Source organism: Acidobacterium sp. S8 (assembly GCF_009765985.1).
Taxonomy (GTDB): domain Bacteria; phylum Acidobacteriota; class Terriglobia; order Terriglobales; family Acidobacteriaceae; genus Alloacidobacterium.
Genome location: NZ_LMUM01000022.1, coordinates 1 through 20,372 on the forward strand (window position 1 = coordinate 1; position 20,372 = coordinate 20,372).

The following is a 20,372-nucleotide window of genomic DNA, read 5'->3' on the forward strand; positions in this document are numbered from 1 at the left end:
TCGGTTCGGCAGTCGGAGTTGCACATTGCAGGACAGCCTGTGATGCCGGTAAGTTTTCCGACGCTGGCGCAGCAGTGGCCGATGGAAGTGCTGCGGTTTGCCGATGGCAAGTCGGTCGAGACTATCTCGCATGGACAGGGGAAGATTCTCTGGGCTGCCGATCCGGTGGAGTTTGCCGAGGGCTACGATGCGCTGGCTGCGTTGTACCGGTTTGCATTGCAGAGTGCGGGCGTGAAGCCTGCTTTCGATGGCGCGCTGTCAGCGGGTGTGCTGGCGTTTCCTACGGTGCTGGATGATGCGGTTCTTTACAGCTTCTCGAATGAGTCGTTCAGCGATCAGCCGGTGGATATTCGGGATGCAGTGAGCGGGGGACACATTAAGTTCACGATTGCTTCTCAGCGTGGAGCGGCGATTTTGTTCAACCGGAAGACCGGGGCGGTGCTGGCGGCTTATGGAGTGGCTGCGGGTGGGAAATGACCCCGCCGCTCGACAGGCGTTTTAGTCGGAGGGGCGTTTATCTCCTTTGGTGAGGCGCTCGATGGCTTTTGCCAGCCGCGCGATGCGTGTCTCTTCTTTCTTCGCCGAGGTGATCCAGAGAGCCCATTCGGCTTTAGCTTTGGGCGTGATTTTCTCCCATTGTTGGGAAGCTTTCGCAGTTTTTTTCAGAGCTGCGCTGAGATCGCTGGGAATCTCGAACTCTACCGTATCGCTGGCGGGTTGGATGACGAAGGTAGCGGTGTCGCCGATGGCGGCCTTTGCCCCGGCGCGCATGGTCCCGTTGACCATGAACTGGTGGCTCCCGTCGCCATCGGGGAAGGCGGAGGTCTTAAAAGCGAAGCCGTTTATGGTGCCTTCCATGCCTGCCCATAGCTTTGCTTTGAATTGAATGGCCATGAGTGGGTTTTATCGTGGATGGGTGTGGATGGGCAATGGTCTTGGGATCTCAGCCCCCGGTGCTTCTACCCTTGATTGTGCGCGCTTCGCGCGGTCTGGTTCGACCCACCCTATCTCCTCGAAATCGCGAGGAGATGGGATGGGGCACCCGGTGTTGAGCCACTCGCTGCTAATACTTGATGATTTTGGCGAAGGATTGGGGGTCGAGGCTGGCTCCGCCGACGAGGGCGCCGTCGATTTCCGGCTGGTTGAGCAGGGCGATGGCGTTGTCGGGCTTGACGCTGCCTCCGTAGAGGATGCGGATGCTGTCGGCTACGTGGCGGCCCAGGCGGCGGGCGATCTCGCTGCGGATGAGCAGGTGGGCTTCGGCTGCCATCTCGGGCGTGGCGGTCTTGCCGGTGCCGATGGCCCAGACGGGCTCGTAGGCGACGACGATATTTTCCGCGTCTTCAGGAGTGACACCGACAAGGGCAAGCGTGATCTGCTTGCGCAGGACTTCGTCGGTGTGTCCAGCTTCGCGCTCGGCGAGGACTTCGCCGATGCAGACGATGGGCGTGAGCTTGTGCTTGAGCGCGGTGGCCAACTTTTTGTTCACCAGCTCATCGGTCTCGTTGAAGTACTGGCGGCGCTCGGAGTGGCCGATGATGATGTGCGTCGCGCCAATGGCCGTGAGCATGAGAACGGAGGTTTCGCCGGTGTAGGCGCCTTCTTCGGCCCAGTGCATGTTCTGTCCGCCGACGGCGACGTTGGAACCGGCGACGGCGGGGATGACGACGCCAAGCGATGTGTCAGAAGGGCAGAGGACGATCTCGTCCCGGTCATGGCCTGTGACGAGTGGTAGGAAGGCCTTGACGTACTCCTCGGCCTGGGCCGGGGTTTTGTACATTTTCCAGTTGGCTGCGATGAGTGGTTTGCGCATTTGTTTTCTTGTCCTAAGTTTTACTCAGTTTACCGCCGTCATTCTGAATGAAGCGCAGCGGAGTGAAGAATCTCTGGTGCTGCTGAGATTGCCGGAGATTCTTCCTCCCGTTGGTCGTCAGAATGACGCCGCTATTTGGGTCGTTAGAATGATGTACTTTTAAGAATTTTGCTGTGGCTCGAATCCTGGTAGTAGTTTTCCCCAGCCGTCGGCTAAGTCGCGGAAATGTTCATTCGTTGTGCGGATGAGCGCTAACTTCTTGGATCTTCTCCAGCCTTTTAGTTCTTTTTCTCGCGCGATGGCTGAGGTCATGTACTTGAATTCTTCGTAGTAGATCAGTCTGTGACACTTGTATTTCGTTGCGAAGCCGGAACGGATGCCTGCACGGTGATCCAGGACTCTCCGGTATAGGTTGCTGGTAACTCCGATGTAGAGAACGCCTCGGTCGCTTGCGAGTATGTAGACCCAGGCCTTCTCCAGCATCTTTGGGATTCTTCCTCCCGTTGGTCGTCAGAATGACGACTTATTTTCGCTACTTATTCGTCAGTGCTTCGACGCCGGGAAGCTTTTTGCCTTCGAGGAATTCCAGGCTAGCGCCGCCGCCGGTAGAGATGTGCGTGATCTGGTCGGCTACTCCGGCTTGCTTTACAGCTGCTACGGAATCGCCGCCGCCGATGATCGAAATGGCTTCGCTGTTTTTCGCGACGGCCTTGGCCACTTTCGTGGTGCCGTTAGCGAAGGCTGGCATTTCGAAGACGCCCATGGGGCCGTTCCAGACGATGGTGCGGGCTTCGGCGATCTCTTCGGCAAACAGTTCGACTGATTTCGGGCCGATATCGAGACCCATCCAGTCAGCGGGAAAGGGGCCGTCGCCGGAGAAGATCTGCGTCTTGGCGTCGGGTGCGAACTTGTCGGCGAGGACGTGGTCGACGGGAAGCAGGAAGCGCACGCCTTTTGCTTCGGCCTTCTTCAATGCTTCTTTGGCTACTTCGATTTTGTCGGCTTCGACGAGCGACTTGCCGACTTCCTGGCCCTTGGCTTTGAGGAAGGTGTATGCCATGCCGCCGCCGATGAGCAGGGCATCGACTTTGCTGAGCAGGTTATCGATGACTTCGATCTTGTCGGAGACTTTGGCTCCGCCGAGGATGGCGACGAAGGGCTTGGCCGGTTCGGTGAGCGCCTTGCCCATGTAGTTCAATTCTTTTTCCATGAGCAGGCCGGCGGCGGACTGCTTGACGAAATGGGTGATGCCTTCTGTGGATGCGTGGGCACGGTGCGCGCTGCCGAAGGCGTCGTTCACATAGATTTCGCAGAGCGAGGCGAGCTGCTTTGCGAAGGCAGGATCGTTGGCTTCTTCTTCGGCGTGGAAGCGGAGGTTTTCGAGCAGCAGCACCTGGCCGGATTCGAGCTGGCGGGAAAGCTCGGTAGCGATTTCGCCGACGCAGTCGGGCGAGAAAGCGACGTTGACGCTCTCGCCGAGGTGGTGATCGAGGAGCACGCGCAGGCGATCGACAACCGGGCGCAGGCTGTATTTGGGGTTCACCTTACCCTTGGGGCGGCCGAGGTGCGAGGCGAGAATGAGCTTCGCCTTGTGGCGCAGCGCATATTCGAGTGTCGGCAGCGTTTCGCGGATGCGGGTGTCGTCGGTGATTTCGCGGCCATCGTCGGTGAGAGGCACGTTGAAATCGACGCGCATGAGAACGTGTTTGTGCTGGAGATCAAGATCGCGGATCGATAGTTTCGACATAGTTGGGGCTCACTGACTTTCAGGATTCGTGATGATGGCGTCGGCTTCGATTTCAATACGCCAGGATGGGTTCAGAAGCTTGGCGACAACGACCATGGTAGCAGCCGGACGTATGGTGCCGAAGAATTCGCCGTGGACTTTGCCCACGGCTTCCCAGTCATCGACGTGGGTGAGATACATGCGGGTGCGCACGACGTCTTCGAGTTTGGCGCCTGCTTTTTCCAGGGCTTCTTTGATGATGAGGATGGTGTGGCGGGTTTGCGCGGCGGCATCGGCGGTGTCCGCGCCTACCGGGCCTGTGCCGGAGACGTGAACGGTGTTGCCGAAGCGCACGGCGCGCGAAAAGCCGATGACCGGCTCAAAGGGAGATGATCCTGAGATGTTCTTGCGCATCGGGATGCTCCGGGTTAGGGTCGCGCTTCGCGCGGTTTGTGGTTGGTGAAAGCAGATCCTTCGACTTCGCTCAGGATGAGAACTATATCATAAATAACTAGAAATAAAGAACATAATTTTCTATAATGTTCCATACAAAGTATGCACAGCCACAAAGAATCAATGGCTTGCAGAGAAAATCTACACGGAAACTGCACAGAACGGTATCAACAGCAGGAGGCAATATGTCCTTCGTTACCGAGAAAGAGGAGCTGAAACCGGGCCTGATTCTCTTTAGGCGCGGCGACGTGGAGCATCGGATGTGGTATTGCCGCATGAAGATGCCGAAGGCCGACCGCTACAAGACGGTTTCGCTTAAAACATCGGATAAAGAAGCGGCGCGGGAACGCGCCTTCGATCAGGACGCGGACGTGCGGTTTCGCATCAAGCACGACGTTCCTGTGTTCAACCGCCCCTTCCGCGACGTAGCACACGAGTATCTGTTGACACAGGAAGCGCGGGCGAAGCGCGGAGAGATCAGCGCCGCGCGGCCCAAGAAACTCCGAGCCGTCATTGAAGGCACGTTAGACAGATATGCAGGTTCCACGCAGGTCCACCTTATCGGTGATGAACGGTGGGGCGGCTATCCGGCATGGCGGCGGGAGAACGGCGCGGGACGCCACCGGCGCAACGGCGTTCGCCAAGTCACAGCCGACGCAGCGCAATCCTTCGCAGACCATGAGGCCGAGCGCCGCACCAAGGTTCAGCAAACCTTGGGTATCAGAGTATTGAAACCGATTGAAGTTAAACCTTCCGCAGAACGGGTGATTCCCTTCATAAGCGATTCCACCATCCGCTTCGAGATGTCCATCTTCGGTGCGGTGATGAATTACGCCGTCAAGAAGCGTTATGTTCCCGCCAGCCAGCGTTTTGACGAGCGCCCGAAGCTCAAGACGATGCGGCGTGATGAGTTCACGCTGGAAGAATATCGCAAGCTCCACACCGTAGGCCGCAAGTGGATTGGTGAGGCGGATAAGCCTTCGAGCATCTGGTATCGCACCGTCACCTACAACATGATTCTGATTGCCTGCAATACAGGCATGAGGCCAGCGGAGATGAAGAATCTCCGCTGGCGTGACATCATGCCCGCGAAGGACCGCGAGGGACGCGAGATCGTTGTCCTGTTCGTGCAGGGCAAGGGCAAATCGCGCAAGCTGGTTGCGCCTAAGAGCGTCGGAGATTATCTGGAACGCATCCGTGCCATCTCCAAAGCGACGGAACAGGACGACCGAGTATTTACCAACATCACAGGCAAGCCCGCAAAGACTCTCTACAACTCCCTGATTGCCGATCTTCTAAAGGAAGCGAATCTGCGCGAAGGAACGCAAGGCGTTCCGCGCTCGACTTATTGCTTCCGGCATACCTATGCCACGCTTCGCTTGCAGGAAGGCGTGGACGTGTATTTCCTTGCCGAGCAGATGGGTACTTCCGTCCACATGATCGAAAGCCATTATGGACACGTAAATACGATCAAGCACGCCGACCGCGTGTTGCAAGGCATGGCAGGTTGGGAGCTGCCGCAGCCGGACGATGCCAGGGCCAAGGCGTCGAAAGCGGCAGAGACACACGACAAAGGCAAACGAGGTCAGCGCAATAAGCCGCGCTGACCGTGAATCTCCCGAAGCCGTCTTTGGCCGGAGCCGCTGGCGGAGGCTGGCGCAGGGAGGGCAATCATTTCAATTTCCGGCCCGGACTCTTCTTACTGAGATTGCTCTGATTTGCCGCTGCCCCGCCGGGGCGTTCTTAGCGGCAAATCTTCGCGCACGAGCCGCCGCTGGCGGCTGTTCTTAGTGCGCTTTGTGTGGGCCTTCCTCAACCGCGCTGGTGAAATTCCCGGCATGTCGCTAGTGCGTAGCGGCCAATACCGAAATGCGCGGCACACGGATTTGATTCTCGCGCTTGCGAGTTTGGGCAATGTCGTAAGAGGACTGCATCCGCATCAGCGTGTCCATCTTCACTCCAAAGGCTTTCTCGATACGCAGCGCCATATCCCCGGATAAGTCAGCCTTGCCATTGAGAAGACTGGACAACGTAGGCCGCGAGACGCGCAACGCTATCGCCGCCGCCGTAACCGTCAGCCCTGCGGCTTCGATAATCTCTGTCCGAATGAAATCCCCAGGATGGGGCGGGTTCTTCATGGGCATGGTCTCTTCTCCTTTGGCTTAGTGATAGTCCTCTAAGTTCACGTCGTAAATCTCGCGTTCGGCTGTGTCGATACGGAAGGTCAACCGCCGATTGGCCGTAACACTCAGGCTCCATGTGCCTTTGCGATCACCCGTTAGGGTATGCGCTTTCCATGAGGGAAGCATCCGCAACTCTTCCGGGTCTTCCATGTCATCCAGAAAGGCAAGCATCTTGCGGAGTTTGTCCACCGTATCGGGCGGAACGCCTTTGGTGGCGTCATCCGCGTAGAGCTTCTTCAAACCCTTATGGATGAAGTTGCGTATCCTCACCTGAATTACTGTAGCCTGTAGCCTAACACTTGTCAATCTTGGATAAAGCCCGTTCGGGACACGTCCGCCATAGTGTTGCTTTTTCGTTCTCAATGCCCATCTGTTTTTGGTGGGAAGGAGCGCCTTCCCTGTCTCCAGCCACCGATGCTGCCGGTGTCTTCCGCCACCCATCCCAACGGGGCCTGTTCCGGCCCCGTAACGCCCGTCCCTGAAGTTCGGTGCGCTAACGCGCACGGATGCGGTAGACAAGCCTCCTAAGTCTGTATGTCTTTTCTAGAGCCGCACGATCGGTTCTCCTGTTCACAGGAGGGAAGGCATGAAGCAGATCAGATCATTCGTCGGCATGGACGTCCACAAGGCGACCATTTCCATCAGCGTTGCAGAAGACGGCCGGAGCGGAACTGTGCGGTTCATCGGTGTGATCCCGAACACCCCGGAGGCTGTACAGAAGATGGCGAAGCAGCTCGCGAGACATGGTGAGCTCGACTTCTGCTATGAAGCCAGCGGTTGCGGATACGGCATCCATCGCCAACTGACAGGCCTCGGGCACAAGTGCACGGTGGCCGCACCGTCGATGATCCCGCGTAAGCCCGGAGAGCGGATCAAGACTGACCGACGAGATTCTGAGAAGTTGGCTATTCTCCACCGCCACGGGGACCTAACGCCAGTGTGGGTCCCGGACACCACACACGAAGCGCTTCGCGACCTAGTGAGGGCAAGGGTCGATGCATCCATGCACCTGATGCGTGCTCGCCAGCAGTTGCTCGCGTTCCTGCTTCGCCATGGCCGGAGCTACCCGACCGGCAAGCACTGGACACAGCGCCATCGCTCCTGGCTTGCAGGACAGACCTTCAAGGAGCATGCCCACGGCATCGTCTTCCATGACTACCTGGAGACGGTGTGGACCGCGCAGCAGAGACGAGATGCCCTAATAGAGAAGATCTCTTCGATGGTGGCCAGCTGGTCACTGGGGCCGCTCGTTGAAGCCTTGCGCGGGCTGCGCGGCGTTGACATGATCTCCGCTGCGACATTCATTGCATCCACTGGAGATCTTAGCCGCTTCGAGTCACCGCGCCTTCTGATGGGCTACCTCGGTCTCGTTCCCTCCGAGCATTCCAGTGGCGGAACGATTCGACGGGGTGGCATCACCAAGACCGGTAACCGCGAAGCCAGGCGCATGTTGATCGAAGCGGCTTGGAGCTATCAGTACCCAGCACGCATCGCGAAAGAGAAGGCAGAGATCCTCGTCCGATTGCCCAAGAAAATACGCGATATCGCCTGGAAGGCACAGACCAGATTGTGCAGTCGCTATCGCTCGATGGTCGCCCGAGGCAAGAAGCCAACGGTCGTCGTCGCGGCTATCGCAAGGGAGCTTGCTGGTTTTGTCTGGGCCATCGGTCAGGAGATGCGGCTCAACATGGCGACTAGCTAGGAGGGAACTTTTGCTTGATGAGGCTGATGCTGAAAAGAACGGGATCGGAGATCGAAGGATCTTCTGCGGCCTCATAGAGGGCAGCAAGAACACGCGGGTGGTCGACCGGCCGATTAAAGAAAAAGGCCATATCCCCAAGACCAGTCGCCGCAGCCCAACGAACCTCCGTGGCGGGAGCCTTCAACAGCGCCAAGCACTGTTCTTGAGTCCACTGCCAGTCGTCATCATGGCGAACAGCACTTCTCAGTGCGACTGCCATGCGATGAGGATCGCCGCTGCTTAATTCCGTAACGAGTTCAGACCGCGTGAAGATCGGGGGTTCGCGATAAATCCTCTCGCTAGTCATCTCCGACATTCTTTCATGTCGCTATGACTGGCGCAGAAAGGAGGCTCTTCAAGTTCTATGGCGTTGGGAACCGGGCAACCGGTCATGGTGATCCTCGAGAGCCCCTTGGGCCGGAATACTTTCCGACGCCCGTGCTAAGTCCGAGGCAAGCCTGCGACGACACACGTTCGTGCGGTAGCCAACCCGCGTATGGAAGTTTGAGCGACTGTCGCTGATTGTTGCCTGGTTCCCCACGCTATAGAAATTCGAGAAGAACCCACCTCTACAGATGCAGGGGCTGACGCCCCTGCGCCCAACCATTGACAAAAGACATCAAAGGGGCTCTGCCCCGATCGCGCTCTCCAAGGCCGTTCGCCCTCCGGGTTTTGGCTCCCCCGCTGCGCGGTCCCCCCCAAAAAGCTGCGCTCGAAGACCTTTCCGTTTGCTACCCCCGCCTTCGCCAGGAGGCGTTCGGCATGTACATGCCGCGTTTCAACGCGGACGTGCGAAAGCAAAAGCCGACGAAGGAGCAAAAAGCGATGAAAAAGACCGATACCAAGAACAGGCCGAGTATCTATCAGACCGTTACCGACCGCATCCTCTCCAGCCTCAAGGCTGGCGTGATTCCGTGGGAGAAGCCGTGGAAGTCTCCGCGCTTCGCAGGCGGCCCATTCCCGCGCAACTTCTACACCGGCAAGCCCTATCGGGGCATCAATGTTCTGTTGCTTTGGTCGAGCGAATACAGCTCCCCGTTCTGGCTTACGTTCAAGCAGGCGCAGGCATTGAAAGGCAGCGTCCGCAAAGGCGAACACGGAACGCCCATTATCTTTTACAAGCAGCTTCCCGAATATGCTACGAAGGAGGAGAAAGCACTGGGCGAGGATGAGCGCGTTCCTTTCGTTCTCTGCAATTACACGGTTTTCAACGTGGAGCAGTGCGACGGCCTCACCCTTCCTGAAATCTCGCAGCCTGCCATCGCGCCGGAGACAGACGAGGACGAGCTTTGCGAAAACTTCGTCACCGGATGGGAGAACCGCCCCGCGCTCTATCTCAACAGCCCCACCGAGTGCCGCGCTTACTATCGGCCCTCTACCGATTCCGTCCACATGCCAGCGCGTCCCCGTTTCGTGGATGCTCCGCACTACTACAGCACTTTATTTCACGAGCTGGTACACAGCACCGGCCACGAAACCCGCCTGAACCGAACCTTTGGCGACCGTTTCGGAGATGAGCTTTACAGTAAAGAGGAATTAGTCGCAGAGATGGGAGCCGCGTTTCTTTGTGCCACCGCTGGCGTCGCCAACGAGCACACCGACCGCAACACCACCGCTTACATTCAGAACTGGATTACCAAGCTGGAAGAGGATAACCGCCTTATCGTTCATGCAGCCGCCAACGCACAGAGAGCCGTGGACATGATTCTCGGCAGCACGTTTGAGGAGGAGGAGGAGGCAACGGAAGAGGAAGCCAGGCCGCTTGCGGTCGCTTCCTGAAACCGCAGCATCCTTTGTAACTCGTGGTTCAATCGAATGAGATCATTTTGGGGCGGGCACCGGCAGCTTCCGACACAGACCTGGGAAGTCACAAACTGCCAGTGCCCTTGGACGATCCTCTGTCGGAATCGCCCATCTTGCTCTCTACACCGGCCAGTGCTTCGGCCAGGAGAAACTTCATCGTCGCATCGCATTCGGCCTCGATCCGCGCGGCAACCGCGATGAGATGGTCTTTGCTCTCAGGAAAATAACCGGCCAGCTTGTTCAAGCGTTCGACAGCGGCCTTGATATTCGCAGTAAAACCGGTAACTGCTTCCCATGCCTTCGGATTCGTTACCGGCATCATGAGGTTCCCCTTTTTTCGTTGTCTATGAGCCAAGGGGGCGGTCCGACGCTTGCCTCGGTCATCTCATCCACACGTTTGTAGAACTGGTGAATCTCCATGACGCCGAAACCCAAAGCCTGAACCATTTGCATTTGAAAGCGCATGGAATAGTTCGTTGTTAGCTGGTTCTCCTCAAACTTCCGGAGCCAGCGAACGGAAATTCCTGTCTCCCTTGAAAAGTCCTCAAGACCCCAGCCCTTTTCGATGCGAAGCTGGCGCACCAGATCACCACAACAACGGTGGTATTCCTCCCTGTACCGTTGCATCGCGGGATCGTGCCGTGACTTCATTTCTTAGACCTCTTCCCAGGCTTTTGCTGTTTCGGCGTTTGCTGAATCTCGTCATATTGGGGGTAGCAGTCTGGATGATCCGGTAAGAACATCTGTCCACTCTCGGCAATGGGGTCGTCTTCGATGGAGACAAAGTGCGAGACCCTTGCTGTCGGCAGGGAAAAAGGCTCGATAGAGATGGACCACTCGGTGCGATCAGCAAACACCACGGTCACATAAACTACGCTGCGCTCCGCTTGAGAGAACCTTATGTGATCGACTTCCTTCCCCTTCACGCTGTAATCGAAGAGAGCGCCGTGCTTATGCTCTAGGCGAATCGTCTTCACCCGTGCTTTGCTCATGGTTGCTCCCCCTCTTCGTTGGCTTCGTTCTCCAGAAGCACTTCATCGGGAATATCCGATAGCTCTTCAGCCCGGTGCGCAAATTCCGTAAAAGAGAGATCGAAACCGATGCTGAGGCAGTAGAGAAAATAAAAGTCGGGATTAGGGTCTTTTCCAGCTTCGAGATCGCACACGAATTCAACCGGCACCTGGCTACGCTTTGCCAGCTCTTCCGGCGTCAGACCCTGCTCGTTCCGCAAAATGATAGAAAGAGCGGCATAAGCGGCAACAGCGCGTATGCTCCGCTCTTGCCTGTCAACTTCGAGAATTGCGTTGATGCCCTCCGCCGCCTCTGTCTGCGAAAAACCACGTTCGACGCGCAAAGCACTCAGAGACGCCCCTATGGCTTGGTTGAACTCCTCACGGCTGATCCTCATATTCCCTCAGTTTCCAGCTCGGCGAACTGTCGTTCCGCATAAAACCGCAATCCAGCGTAGAGGTTCTTCACCAGTTTGGCGTCATTCTTGAAAGGCACCCACCTGTCACCAATCAGGTCAATGCCTGCTCTTCTAGCCCATGCGTAGGCCGCCGTTACCATCAACTGTCTCGCGCGCTCTCCACTAATGCCGTGCATGGCTCCGATGGTCCTTTGCGATTCGCCGTCATGAACGAACTGCACCAGCATCCGGTAAGCCCGCGCGAACTGCTGCTTTCCCTCCGGCGTAGACTTCGGGGTGCTGTGGGAACCAAACTGAGGCGCGGCGTTTTGCGAGGGAGTATGTCTGCATACTTCTCACGGATGATGGTCATAGGAGAGGGGTCCGGGGGAACTCGATTGGCTGGAAGCCGCGCAATCCGAGAACGTTGCCGCCAGTGGCAGTACGCTCGTTGCCTGATCCACTCCACAGCGTCTTTGTCAGACAGGCGTGGCGGCACTCGCAGGCCACACGCAACAGCCCATTGTTCGGCCAGAACTCGCGGACAAATGCTGAGGGCTTTGGCAAGCTGATAGAAGTCGCGTTCCAGCAGATGAACCTTGCCAGCCACATATCGAGCGAGATAACGTTCCGTCACATCTCCTAGCCGCTTGCTTAGCTGTTCGTGAGAAATATCGCCACGCAACATTTCAATCTGCGTGAGCAGATGAACGCTGAAATCGCCTCGGATGCGCGGAGAATGTTGAGAGCCTCGCATGGCCAAGATGATCTCATAGTTGATTATAATAATCAATTACTTGTATATAGTATTCATATACTTGGGCTTATGCCGCTGCGCGTGTTAGCTTTCCCTTGTTTTGATTATCACGGGAAGACAATTACGGGCTGCACGCGCTCTGCTTGGCATGGAGCAGATTGAGCTGGCAAAGCGCGCGCGCGTGGCGATAGGGACCATTCGAAGGATGGAGTCCTTTGATGAGGAAGTTGGCGCGCGCACGTCAACGCTCTCTCAAGTGCAGAAGGCATTGGAAAAGGCTGGAGTCGAATTCCTAAACGACGGACAACCGGGCGTCCGGTTGAAACGCACTCCCGGAAAGGTATAGGGACTAGATAGTTATCCTGCACGGCCTACGCCGGAGGTGGGACCGCCGTGGAGAGTTAAAGGGAGGTGGGCAGCGCGTGTCGCGTCACTACTACGATGTCTACCGGCTCCTGGCGTCGGAGATAGGCCGCAATGCAAGCGGAGAATCAGAGAGGGCTGAGGACTGCGTTCGACATGCGCGGATGTTCGTCAACCGGCCCGATCTTGACCTGGCGTCTGCCATTCCCGGCCGCTTTGCCCTGGCTCCGCATGACGGTATGCTTGCCGATCTGCGGCGCGACTACGATGCCATGTCCGGCATGGTGATCGGCCCAGTCCCTAGCGTGGATGAGGTGGTCGCGGCCATCGCAGAGCTGGAGCAGCGCATAAACAGGGGGAACTGATCCATGAGGAATAGAGCCTTCTACGCTCATTCCAAACTCGATTCCGATACGGAGCAGTGGCAGGAGCTGAGATTGCATCTTGCTTCCGTCGCAGAGCACACCTCATATCTGGCTGGAAAGATCAGGCTGGCTCATGCGGGAGAATTGATCGGCCTTGCACATGATCTTGGTAAGTACTCGGAGGCATTTCAACAGTACCTTCAAAAGGCTGCGGGTAATGCCGCAATGGAGATGGAGCCTGATTTCTCACTCAAGGGAAGTGTCGATCACTCCACGGCGGGAGCTCAGGTTATAGGAGCTGGGCTTGCTGGTGGCGGCGGAAGGATTGCGAGCCAGATGGTTGCCCTATGCGTTGCTTCGCATCACTCGGGTTTGATCGACTGTATTGCGCCCGATGGAGTGGACGTACTAACCCGCAGGCTCCAGAAGGATGGTGCCTTGAGTCACCGTGACGAGGCATGGAGAAGAGTTGAACAAACAATACGCGGTCGTCTGGAAATATTGCTCAATAGCCCGGATGTTGCGAGTGAGATAGATGCGGCGATGCAGCGCATTCGTGAAAAAGACAGCGATGAGGTTATTCAGCCCTTCAAGCAAGGTTTATTGCTTCGGATGTTGTTCAGTTGCCTTATCGATGGAGACCGCGCCGATACAGCAGATTTCGATAAGCCCACGGCTGCCAGTTTTCGGCAACATGGTAAGTATGCTTCGTGGCAGGAGCTTATCGACCGGCTAGAACTCAAATTGGCTGCGTTCTCGAATGAACGGTGGGTCGATCAGCTTCGATTCAAAATTTCCAGTTATTGCTTGGCAGCATCGGAACGTCCGAAGGGGGTCTTTACTCTTACCGTTCCAACGGGAGGAGGCAAAACGTTAGCCAGCCTGCGTTTTGCGTTGCACCATTCGCTGCGCTGGAATATGGATCGCATCATTTATGTCAGCCCATACATCTCCATCGCGGACCAGAACGCGGAGGTAGTACGGAAGATTCTGGAACCAGATGGCTACAATTATGCCTCCATCGTACTTGAACACCATTCCAGTCTTACACCCGACAAAGAGAGTTGGCGAGGATCGGTGTTGGCAGAGAATTGGGATGCGCCAGTGGTTTTTACTACAGCAGTGCAGGTGCTCGAAGCACTCTTCGGTGGTGGTACACGCTCTGCTCGGAGACTTCATGCTTTCGCCAATGCCGTCCTTGTCTTCGATGAAGTGCAGACGTTACCAGTACGCATGATTCATATGTTCAACAACGCTATGAATTTTTTGGTAGAACAGTGTGGCGCGAGCGTTGTGTTGTGTACCGCGACACAGCCACTCCTCCATCGTGTAGATAGAGGGAAAGGAGAAATGCGGCTCACGGAGGATGCCGAGCTAATGCGGGATGCCCCTCAGCTTTTCCGTGACCTGAAACGGTACGAGACGTTCGACAAGTCGAACGAGCCGGGTGCTTGGAGCGCGGCGAAGGTAAGCGATCTAGCAGTCGAGGAGCTGTCTGGCAATGGAAGTTGCCTTGTCATTGTTAACACAAAGCGTGACGCAAAGGACATCTACATGGCTTGTAAGGAGCGACTAAACGCCTTGGGTGACCCGATGGAAGAGGGCTGCTTTGTTCACCTGAGTACTCGTATGTGTCCTGCACATCGCCTTGAGGTCTTAGACAGAATGAAGGCGGCGCTAGTTCAGAAAAAGCACGTACTCTGCGTCAGTACGCAGTTGATTGAGGCTGGCGTGGACATTGACTTTGCCACCGTGGTGCGGGATCTGGCTGGACTGGATTCCATCGCGCAGGCTGCGGGTAGATGTAATCGTAATGGCGACCGTGCAAACGGGAGGGTACATATTGTAAAGATGGCAGAGCCGCTACCGAAGCAGTTGGAAGAGATTCGGTGCGCCCAGCAAAATGCTCGGCGTGTGCTGGAAGACTGGAGAGACGACCAGGGCGATGCGCCCTTCCCGTTGTCAGACCCACTCCAGATGGAACGATTTTTCGGCCATCACTTCTTTGCACGTAGAGATCAGATGGATTATCCAGTGAAGGCACAGCGGGACGACACCCTGCTCCAAATGCTAGGTGAGAATGGGATGGCCGTCGCGGATTCAAGACTGGCAGGCGTGAAGCGGCATGGTTTCATGCAGTCATTTGCTAGCGCGGCCAGAGAATTTCGCGTAATAGATAACCAGATGCAAGGGATTATTGTTCCGTTCGGTGCGGAGGGGAAGAATTTGGTTGCAGCCCTTAGCGCCGCACGCGATCTCGCAGTAGAGTTTCAACTACTAAGAAAAGCGCAACGGTTCGCTGTCAATACATTTCAATGGGAGATGGATTCTCTGACTCGTAGTGGGGCTATCTATGAGGTTCAGGCGGGTACTGGTGTGTTTTGCTTGCTGGAGGAATTTTATTCGGATGAGTTCGGCCTGACGCTCGACGGCAGCGGAAGAATGGAGAGCATGATTGCATAACACGGCAAAGAATACGATTGAGTTTCGCGTCTGGGGACGGTACGCCATGTTTACCGATCCGCTTACCCGTGTGGGCGGGGAGAAGTGCTCTTACCATCTGCCGACGTATGAAGCCTTGAAGGGTATCGCAAAGAGTATCTACTGGAAGCCTACCTTCATCTGGTACATCGACCAGGTAAGAGTGATGAAGCGCATTCGCACTCAGACAAAGGGTGTGAAACCGCTGGACTATGGTGGCGGGAATACGCTGGCGATCTATACCTACCTGACGGGCGATCCTGACTCGGAAGCGACAGAGCAACGAGTGGAGTATCAAGTTCGCGCTCACTTCGAGTGGAATCAACACCGTCCTGAGTTGGAACGCGACCGCAACGACGGCAAGCACTTCGAGATTGCAAAGCGCAGCCTCGAACGCGGCGGACGGCAGGACATCTTTCTAGGGACACGCGAATGTCAGGGCTACGTCGAGCCATGTGAGTTCGGTTCGGGCAGAGGCGAGTCTGACCATGACGGCGAGTTGCAATATGGCTTCATGTTCCACAGCTTCGATTACCCGGACGAGACGGGCGAAAACCAACTCGCCAGCAACTTTTGGCGGCCAAAGCTGGTCAACGGGGTACTGTCCTTTCCGCGGCCCGATCAGATTCCGGCTGAACACAAGAAGGAGATACGCGCAATGATGCCGAAGATATTCGGCATTGAACAGAACCTCCGGTATGTCGAGACCGAGGCGGAGCAATACGCCTCAATAGTCGGAGGTATAGATTGAGTTGGATTCAGAAGCTCTACGAGACCTATGATCGCTGCGCCGGCCAGCCGCAGTTCGATACGAACCCGCTGCCGCCTATCTCTGTGCGGCCTCAAAATACACAGATTTGTATCACCCTGAACGGCAAGGGTGATTTCAGGCACGCCGAGTTGTCCCTATTAGAGGACACATTAATCCCCGTCTCAGAGGCCTCAGCATCTCGTTCGGGTAGATCGCCAGCTGCCAATCCATTAGCGGATAAGCTTGCGTATTGTGCCGGTGACGGATCGAGGTATGGACTGAAGCGTGATTATTTTGATCGCCTGTGCAAGGAGCTGTCTGATTGGTGCAACTCGGAACACAGAGACACCAAAGCTTCAATCGTTCTCGAGTATATAAAGCGAGGCACCCTGATTGCAGATTTACTTAAGAGCGGCACCTTGACATTGAAGGATGAGAAGCTCGAACGTCTGAAAATAAATGGAAAAGCGCTCGATCCCGATCAGGCATGGATACGCTGGAGGGTTGAAACGAACGATGAAATGGTTGCGAACACCTGGGAAGATCCGAACATCTTTTCTCGATGGGAGAGGTTCGAATCTGGCAAGCCTCACACTCCAAACCTTTGCATGTCATCGGGAACAAAGGGTCGTGTAGCGCGTCTTCATCCAAAGAGCATTCGTGATAGCGGCGATCAAGCGAAACTAATCAGCTCTGACGATGATGAAGGCTATACATTCAAAGGTCGCTTCTTGAGCGGGGAGCAAGCTGCAAGTCTTGGATATTTCGCTTCACAGAAAGCTCATAGTGCGCTGCGTTGGCTTCTAGCACGACAGGGATATCGAAACGCAGACCAGGCTATCGTGGCTTGGGCCGTCGCCGGCAGCCCAATTCCAAGAGTAATTGCCGGATCGGATCAAATACGACCAATCGAAACGATTGCCTATGATGCTGACCCTCCAGAGCAAGTCGATAAACCTCAGGCCACACTTCTCCCAGAGAGATACAAGGGTGACGCGGGACAGCTATTTGCAAAGCAGTTCAATAGCCTGCTCCGTGGCTATCGTGCAGCACTCAAGGATCGTGATGATGTTGTGGTCATGGCATTGGATTCAGCTACACCAGGCCGCATGGCAATCATCTATTATCGCGAGTTGCAGGCTTCTGAGTTTCTCGAACGCATTCGCAGTTGGCATGAAAATACCGCGTGGATGATGAACTTAGGCAAGGATCGGCAGTTCGTAGGGGCACCGGCTCCTGAGGACATCGCAAGGGGAGTCTACGGGGCGAGGTTGATGTATGAAATCACTGACGGAGTAAAGAAGCCGAGCAAGCTCAGAAAAGCAACGGTACAGCGACTGTTGCCTTGCATCATCGACGCTCGGCCAATCCCGCGCGATCTCGTCGAGACATGCTTCCGAAGAGTTACTAGACGAGTCGGCCTTGAGCGGTCGAAGAATGGACACGAAGAAGAAGAGTTCGAGTATTGCCTTGGCGTCGCCTGTGCGTTGGTTCGTGGAAGCAGAAGAGAGAGGAACTACAAGATGGCACTTGAAGAAGATCGAAACTCGCGGGACTATTTGTTTGGAAGGCTGTTAGCCATTGCCGAGAAGATCGAGGGGTATGCGCTGTATCTTGCCAAAGAGACTCGTGGCACTACGGCTGAACGACTTATGCAGCGATTCTCAGACCATCCTTCCGCTACGTGGCGCACCATCGAATTAGCGCTTCGCCCTTACATGCAGCGTTTGCAGGGTAGCCGTCCAGCAGCACTCTATGTCTGGAAGAGTTTGCTCGATGATGTCATTAGCCGTTTTCACGGAGACGATTTCACCCGACCGGGGCGACTCGATGCAGAGTTCCTGCTTGGTTATCACTGCCAGCGTGCGGCCTTACGCTGGGATGAGTCAAAGAGTGAAACCAAAGAAGAGAGCAATCAAGAGCCGCAGCTAGTATAGAGTCGTCCACATTCAACCGCATAAGGAGAAGCCCGTGAGTTCGCTACAACACAAGATCGACTTTGCCGTTGTGCTTCATGTGAAGCACGCCAACCCAAACGGCGACCCACTGAATGGGAATAGACCACGCACCGATTACAACGGTTACGGTGAGATCACCGATGTCTGCATCAAGCGTAAGTTGCGCGACCGACTCGTCGAAAACCGGCACAGCATCTTCGTTCAATCGGATGATCGAAAGAACGACGACGCAAAGAGCTTGCGGGATCGTGCGGAGAAGGCACTTGGTAATAAGTTCGGCTCCGGTGAGACTGCCAAACTTGCAAGCGAGACCTGGTTCGATGTGCGCGCTTTCGGACAACTTTTTGCCCTACCCAAAAAAAGCAAGGCAAAAGGGCAGGACGAGGATGGTGATACAGGCGTGTCAATTCCAATCCGAGGACCTGTGACCATCCAGTCCGCGTTCAGTCTTGCGCCTGTGGACGTGACCAGCACGCAGATCACCAAGAGCGTCAGCGGCGATGGAGACGGCACAAAGCGTGGTTCGGACACGATGGGCATGAAGCATCGCGTCGATGAAGCGGTGTATGTTTTCTATGGCAGCATGAACCCACAACTGGCCGAACGCACGGGTTTCAGCGATGCAGATGCCGAAGCGATCAAGGAAATTTTGCCTAAGCTCTTCGAGAACGACGCCTCCTCAGCTCGCCCGGAAGGTAGCATGGCTGTCCTCAAGTTGGTCTGGTGGAAGCACAAGCCCGGTAAAATTGGTCAGTATTCCTCCGCAAAGGTCCACGGGACGCTTACTGTAAAGCCGGATGGCACCTATACGTTGAACAATCTTGAAGGGCTTACTCCTGAGGAGATCGACGGCTTTTGAATCAAAATAGATGGGAGTTCTGAGCATGGCCGTCTTTACCTCCGAAGCCGACGATGATGCGCTGCCGATCAGCGGGCTGCAGCATCTTGCATTCTGTCCGCGTCAGTGGGCTCTTATTCATCTTGAGCAGGTGTGGGTGGAGAACATTCGCACCGCCGAAGGCCGACTGCTGCATGAGCGCGCCGACCTGCCCGGAGAGAGTCGTCGCGCCAGCGTTCGCACGGTGCGCGGCATGTGGATACGGTCAGAGAGACTGCGCTTGACAGGCCGTGCCGACATTGTGGAGTTCAGACCCGCGCCCTATCCAGTGGAGTACAAGCGCGGCAAGAGCAAACCCAACGATTGCGATACGGTGCAGCTCTGCGCTCAGGGTCTTTGTCTGGAAGAGATGTTGGATACCACTATTGCGCGCGGTGCTATCTTCTATGGCAACCCGCGACGACGGCTGGAAGTTGACTTCACATCGGAGTTGCGCCACCGAACGGAAGAGCTTGCGGCAACCATGCACCGTTTGTACCGAAGTGGCGTTACACCGGCTGCGACTCCGGGGCCTTACTGCCGCAACTGCTCACTGGTTGATGTGTGTCTTCCAGAGGCCACTTCTCACAATGATGTCGCCGCGCATTGGGTGACGCTACAACTGCGCTCGCTACAGCAGGAGGTTTAGTTCCGCCTCATGCGAAAACTTCTCAATACACTGCATGTGATGACCCAAGGCTCATACCTGCACCGCGACGGCGAGACGGTCGCGGTCAAGGTTGGCGACGAATTGAAGCTACGCGTTCCAGTGCATACCCTTGAAGGGCTGGTGTGCTGGGGCCGCGTGTCGTGCAGTCCTCCGATGCTGGGGTTGTGTTGTGAGCGAGGTGTGGGAATCTCGTTTCTCTCCGAGCAAGGTAGCTTTATTGCCCGTGTGAATGGGCCTGTCTCCGGCAACGTACTTTTGCGGAGGCAACAATACCGAATCGCCGATGACGGGATCAGTGCCCTTCCCGTCGTGCGAACTATCGTAGCGGCCAAAATTGCAAACAGCCGCGTTGTTTTGCTACGAGCAGCCCGCGAGGTCGTAGATGAAAAACGCGAGAAGGATCTGCGAGACGCGGCGAACCGTCTCTCCTGGGCGGGCTTGGAGGCTGCGAGGGCAGTATCCATTGACGAAGCGCGGGGACATGAGGGTATGGCAGGACAGGTTTACTTCTCGGTTTTCGATCAAATGATCGGCGGCGACCGAGAGGCGTTTCATTTTGGAGGACGCTCGCGTCGGCCTCCACTGGACCGGGTGAATGCGCTGCTTTCATTTGTATATGCGCTCTTACGTCATGACATCGAATCCGCCTTGGAGAGCGTTGGTCTTGACCCAGCGGTTGGTTTCCTCCACACCGACCGGCCAGGGCGTCCAAGTCTTGCTCTCGACTTGATGGAGGAACTCCGCGCTGCGCTGGCTGACCGTCTGGTGCTGACGCTCATCAACCGGCGTCAGATACAAGGATCGGGCTTTACGGAGGAGGACGGGGGCGGCATTCAGATGGACGACAACACTCGCAAACAAGTCGTGTCCGCTTGGCAGCTTCGGAAGCAGGACGAGATTGAGCACCCCTATCTGAAAGAGCGCATTCCGCTCGGACTGGTGCCGTATGTGCAGGCGTTGCTCCTCGCACGTCATGTGCGTGGGGGCCTCGACGCCTATCCCGCTTTCTTCTGGAGATGATTC

At 56.1% G+C, this 20,372-nt stretch carries 25 protein-coding genes; 12 read left to right on the forward strand and 13 right to left on the reverse strand.

What is annotated here, in order from left to right:
* Positions 1–477 (forward strand): hypothetical protein (locus GSQ86_RS07805; protein WP_216841051.1); only part of this gene is annotated, 477 nt, incomplete at its 5' end.
* Positions 478–498: 21 nt separating this feature from the next.
* Here GSQ86_RS07805 and GSQ86_RS07810 read toward each other — a convergent pair.
* From GSQ86_RS07810 to GSQ86_RS07830, 5 genes are all read right to left on the reverse strand, one after another.
* Positions 499–894, reverse strand: a complete 396-nt coding sequence (locus tag GSQ86_RS07810) for a YdeI/OmpD-associated family protein (protein ID WP_158749409.1) — start codon at positions 892–894, stop codon at positions 499–501.
* A 169-nt stretch (positions 895–1,063) separates the two neighbouring features.
* The gene (gene tpiA, locus GSQ86_RS07815; RefSeq protein ID WP_158749410.1) at positions 1,064–1,813 is read right to left on the reverse strand and encodes a triose-phosphate isomerase; all 750 of its coding nucleotides are present in this window, start codon (positions 1,811–1,813) and stop codon (positions 1,064–1,066) included.
* Positions 1,814–1,972: 159 nt separating this feature from the next.
* Entirely contained in the window at positions 1,973–2,296 is a 324-nt protein-coding gene (locus GSQ86_RS07820; RefSeq protein WP_158749411.1) for a GIY-YIG nuclease family protein, read from the reverse strand.
* A gap of 49 nt (positions 2,297–2,345) precedes the next feature.
* Positions 2,346–3,560, reverse strand: coding sequence for a phosphoglycerate kinase (gene pgk, locus GSQ86_RS07825; protein WP_158749412.1), 1,215 nt, complete (start codon positions 3,558–3,560; stop codon positions 2,346–2,348).
* A gap of 9 nt (positions 3,561–3,569) precedes the next feature.
* Entirely contained in the window at positions 3,570–3,953 is a 384-nt protein-coding gene (locus GSQ86_RS07830) for a RidA family protein (RefSeq protein ID WP_254062225.1), read from the reverse strand.
* A gap of 224 nt (positions 3,954–4,177) precedes the next feature.
* On the opposite strand from GSQ86_RS07830, the gene GSQ86_RS07835 reads away from it, so the two are divergent.
* Positions 4,178–5,599, forward strand: coding sequence for a site-specific integrase (locus GSQ86_RS07835; RefSeq protein ID WP_158749413.1), 1,422 nt, complete (start codon positions 4,178–4,180; stop codon positions 5,597–5,599).
* A 237-nt stretch (positions 5,600–5,836) separates the two neighbouring features.
* Here the strand turns inward: GSQ86_RS07835 and GSQ86_RS07840 are convergent, their stop codons facing one another.
* Both GSQ86_RS07840 and GSQ86_RS07845 read right to left on the reverse strand, forming a co-directional pair.
* Entirely contained in the window at positions 5,837–6,136 is a 300-nt protein-coding gene (locus GSQ86_RS07840) for a HigA family addiction module antitoxin (RefSeq protein ID WP_022844298.1), read from the reverse strand.
* Between the two features lie 18 nt (positions 6,137–6,154).
* Entirely contained in the window at positions 6,155–6,538 is a 384-nt protein-coding gene (locus GSQ86_RS07845) for a type II toxin-antitoxin system RelE/ParE family toxin (protein ID WP_216841052.1), read from the reverse strand.
* Between the two features lie 223 nt (positions 6,539–6,761).
* Between GSQ86_RS07845 and GSQ86_RS07850 the strand changes: the two genes are divergently transcribed.
* Positions 6,762–7,877, forward strand: a complete 1,116-nt coding sequence (locus tag GSQ86_RS07850; protein ID WP_158749414.1) for an IS110 family transposase — start codon at positions 6,762–6,764, stop codon at positions 7,875–7,877.
* Here the strand turns inward: GSQ86_RS07850 and GSQ86_RS07855 are convergent.
* Positions 7,870–8,223, reverse strand: coding sequence for a hypothetical protein (locus GSQ86_RS07855; RefSeq protein WP_158749415.1), 354 nt, complete (start codon positions 8,221–8,223; stop codon positions 7,870–7,872). The two genes, GSQ86_RS07850 and GSQ86_RS07855, sit on opposite strands and share 8 nt — an antisense overlap.
* Before the next feature lie 518 nt (positions 8,224–8,741).
* On the opposite strand from GSQ86_RS07855, the gene GSQ86_RS07860 reads away from it, so the two are divergent.
* The gene (locus tag GSQ86_RS07860) at positions 8,742–9,695 is read left to right on the forward strand and encodes an ArdC family protein (protein ID WP_158749416.1); all 954 of its coding nucleotides are present in this window, start codon (positions 8,742–8,744) and stop codon (positions 9,693–9,695) included.
* A gap of 88 nt (positions 9,696–9,783) precedes the next feature.
* Here the strand turns inward: GSQ86_RS07860 and GSQ86_RS07865 are convergent, their stop codons facing one another.
* From GSQ86_RS07865 to GSQ86_RS07885, 5 genes are read right to left on the reverse strand one after another with little or no spacing between them, the layout of a single operon-like run.
* Positions 9,784–10,041: a hypothetical protein gene (locus GSQ86_RS07865; RefSeq protein WP_158749417.1), complete on the reverse strand. Its 258-nt coding sequence runs from the start codon at positions 10,039–10,041 to the stop codon at positions 9,784–9,786.
* Positions 10,038–10,370 carry a helix-turn-helix transcriptional regulator gene (locus GSQ86_RS07870; RefSeq protein WP_158749418.1) on the reverse strand — a complete coding sequence of 111 codons (333 nt, stop codon included), beginning with the start codon at positions 10,368–10,370 and terminating at the stop codon, positions 10,038–10,040. The genes GSQ86_RS07865 and GSQ86_RS07870 overlap by 4 nt, the downstream gene beginning before the upstream one ends.
* Positions 10,367–10,711, reverse strand: coding sequence for a hypothetical protein (locus tag GSQ86_RS07875; RefSeq protein WP_158749419.1), 345 nt, complete (start codon positions 10,709–10,711; stop codon positions 10,367–10,369). Before GSQ86_RS07875 ends, GSQ86_RS07870 begins: the two co-directional genes overlap by 4 nt.
* Entirely contained in the window at positions 10,708–11,127 is a 420-nt protein-coding gene (locus GSQ86_RS07880; protein WP_158749420.1) for a helix-turn-helix domain-containing protein, read from the reverse strand. Before GSQ86_RS07880 ends, GSQ86_RS07875 begins: the two co-directional genes overlap by 4 nt.
* Entirely contained in the window at positions 11,124–11,369 is a 246-nt protein-coding gene (locus GSQ86_RS07885; RefSeq protein ID WP_158749421.1) for a hypothetical protein, read from the reverse strand. The genes GSQ86_RS07880 and GSQ86_RS07885 overlap by 4 nt, the downstream gene beginning before the upstream one ends.
* A 194-nt stretch (positions 11,370–11,563) precedes the next feature.
* Between GSQ86_RS07885 and GSQ86_RS07890 the strand changes: the two genes are divergently transcribed.
* The 8 genes from GSQ86_RS07890 to cas1c all read left to right on the forward strand — a co-directional run bounded on the left by GSQ86_RS07890 (position 11,564) and on the right by cas1c (position 20,369).
* A complete protein-coding gene (locus tag GSQ86_RS07890; RefSeq protein ID WP_158749422.1) occupies positions 11,564–11,773 on the forward strand; it encodes a hypothetical protein in 210 nt (69 codons plus the stop codon).
* 473 nt (positions 11,774–12,246) lie between these two features.
* The gene (locus tag GSQ86_RS22955) at positions 12,247–12,612 is read left to right on the forward strand and encodes a nucleotidyl transferase AbiEii/AbiGii toxin family protein (RefSeq protein ID WP_256366823.1); all 366 of its coding nucleotides are present in this window, start codon (positions 12,247–12,249) and stop codon (positions 12,610–12,612) included.
* A gap of 72 nt (positions 12,613–12,684) precedes the next feature.
* Positions 12,685–15,075, forward strand: coding sequence for a CRISPR-associated helicase Cas3' (gene cas3, locus GSQ86_RS07900; RefSeq protein ID WP_216841053.1), 2,391 nt, complete (start codon positions 12,685–12,687; stop codon positions 15,073–15,075).
* Positions 15,068–15,844 (forward strand): type I-C CRISPR-associated protein Cas5c, encoded by a 777-nt coding sequence (gene cas5c / locus GSQ86_RS07905; RefSeq protein WP_158749424.1) that lies wholly within the window; start codon positions 15,068–15,070, stop codon positions 15,842–15,844. Before cas3 ends, cas5c begins: the two co-directional genes overlap by 8 nt.
* Positions 15,841–17,781 carry a type I-C CRISPR-associated protein Cas8c/Csd1 gene (gene cas8c / locus GSQ86_RS07910; protein ID WP_158749425.1) on the forward strand — a complete coding sequence of 647 codons (1,941 nt, stop codon included), beginning with the start codon at positions 15,841–15,843 and terminating at the stop codon, positions 17,779–17,781. Before cas5c ends, cas8c begins: the two co-directional genes overlap by 4 nt.
* Before the next feature lie 34 nt (positions 17,782–17,815).
* The gene (gene cas7c, locus GSQ86_RS07915) at positions 17,816–18,661 is read left to right on the forward strand and encodes a type I-C CRISPR-associated protein Cas7/Csd2 (RefSeq protein WP_158749426.1); all 846 of its coding nucleotides are present in this window, start codon (positions 17,816–17,818) and stop codon (positions 18,659–18,661) included.
* 10 nt (positions 18,662–18,671) lie between these two features.
* Positions 18,672–19,328: a CRISPR-associated protein Cas4 gene (gene cas4 / locus GSQ86_RS07920; RefSeq protein WP_216841054.1), complete on the forward strand. Its 657-nt coding sequence runs from the start codon at positions 18,672–18,674 to the stop codon at positions 19,326–19,328.
* 9 nt (positions 19,329–19,337) lie between these two features.
* The gene (gene cas1c / locus GSQ86_RS07925; protein WP_158749428.1) at positions 19,338–20,369 is read left to right on the forward strand and encodes a type I-C CRISPR-associated endonuclease Cas1c; all 1,032 of its coding nucleotides are present in this window, start codon (positions 19,338–19,340) and stop codon (positions 20,367–20,369) included.
* Positions 20,370–20,372: the final 3 nt, after the last annotated feature.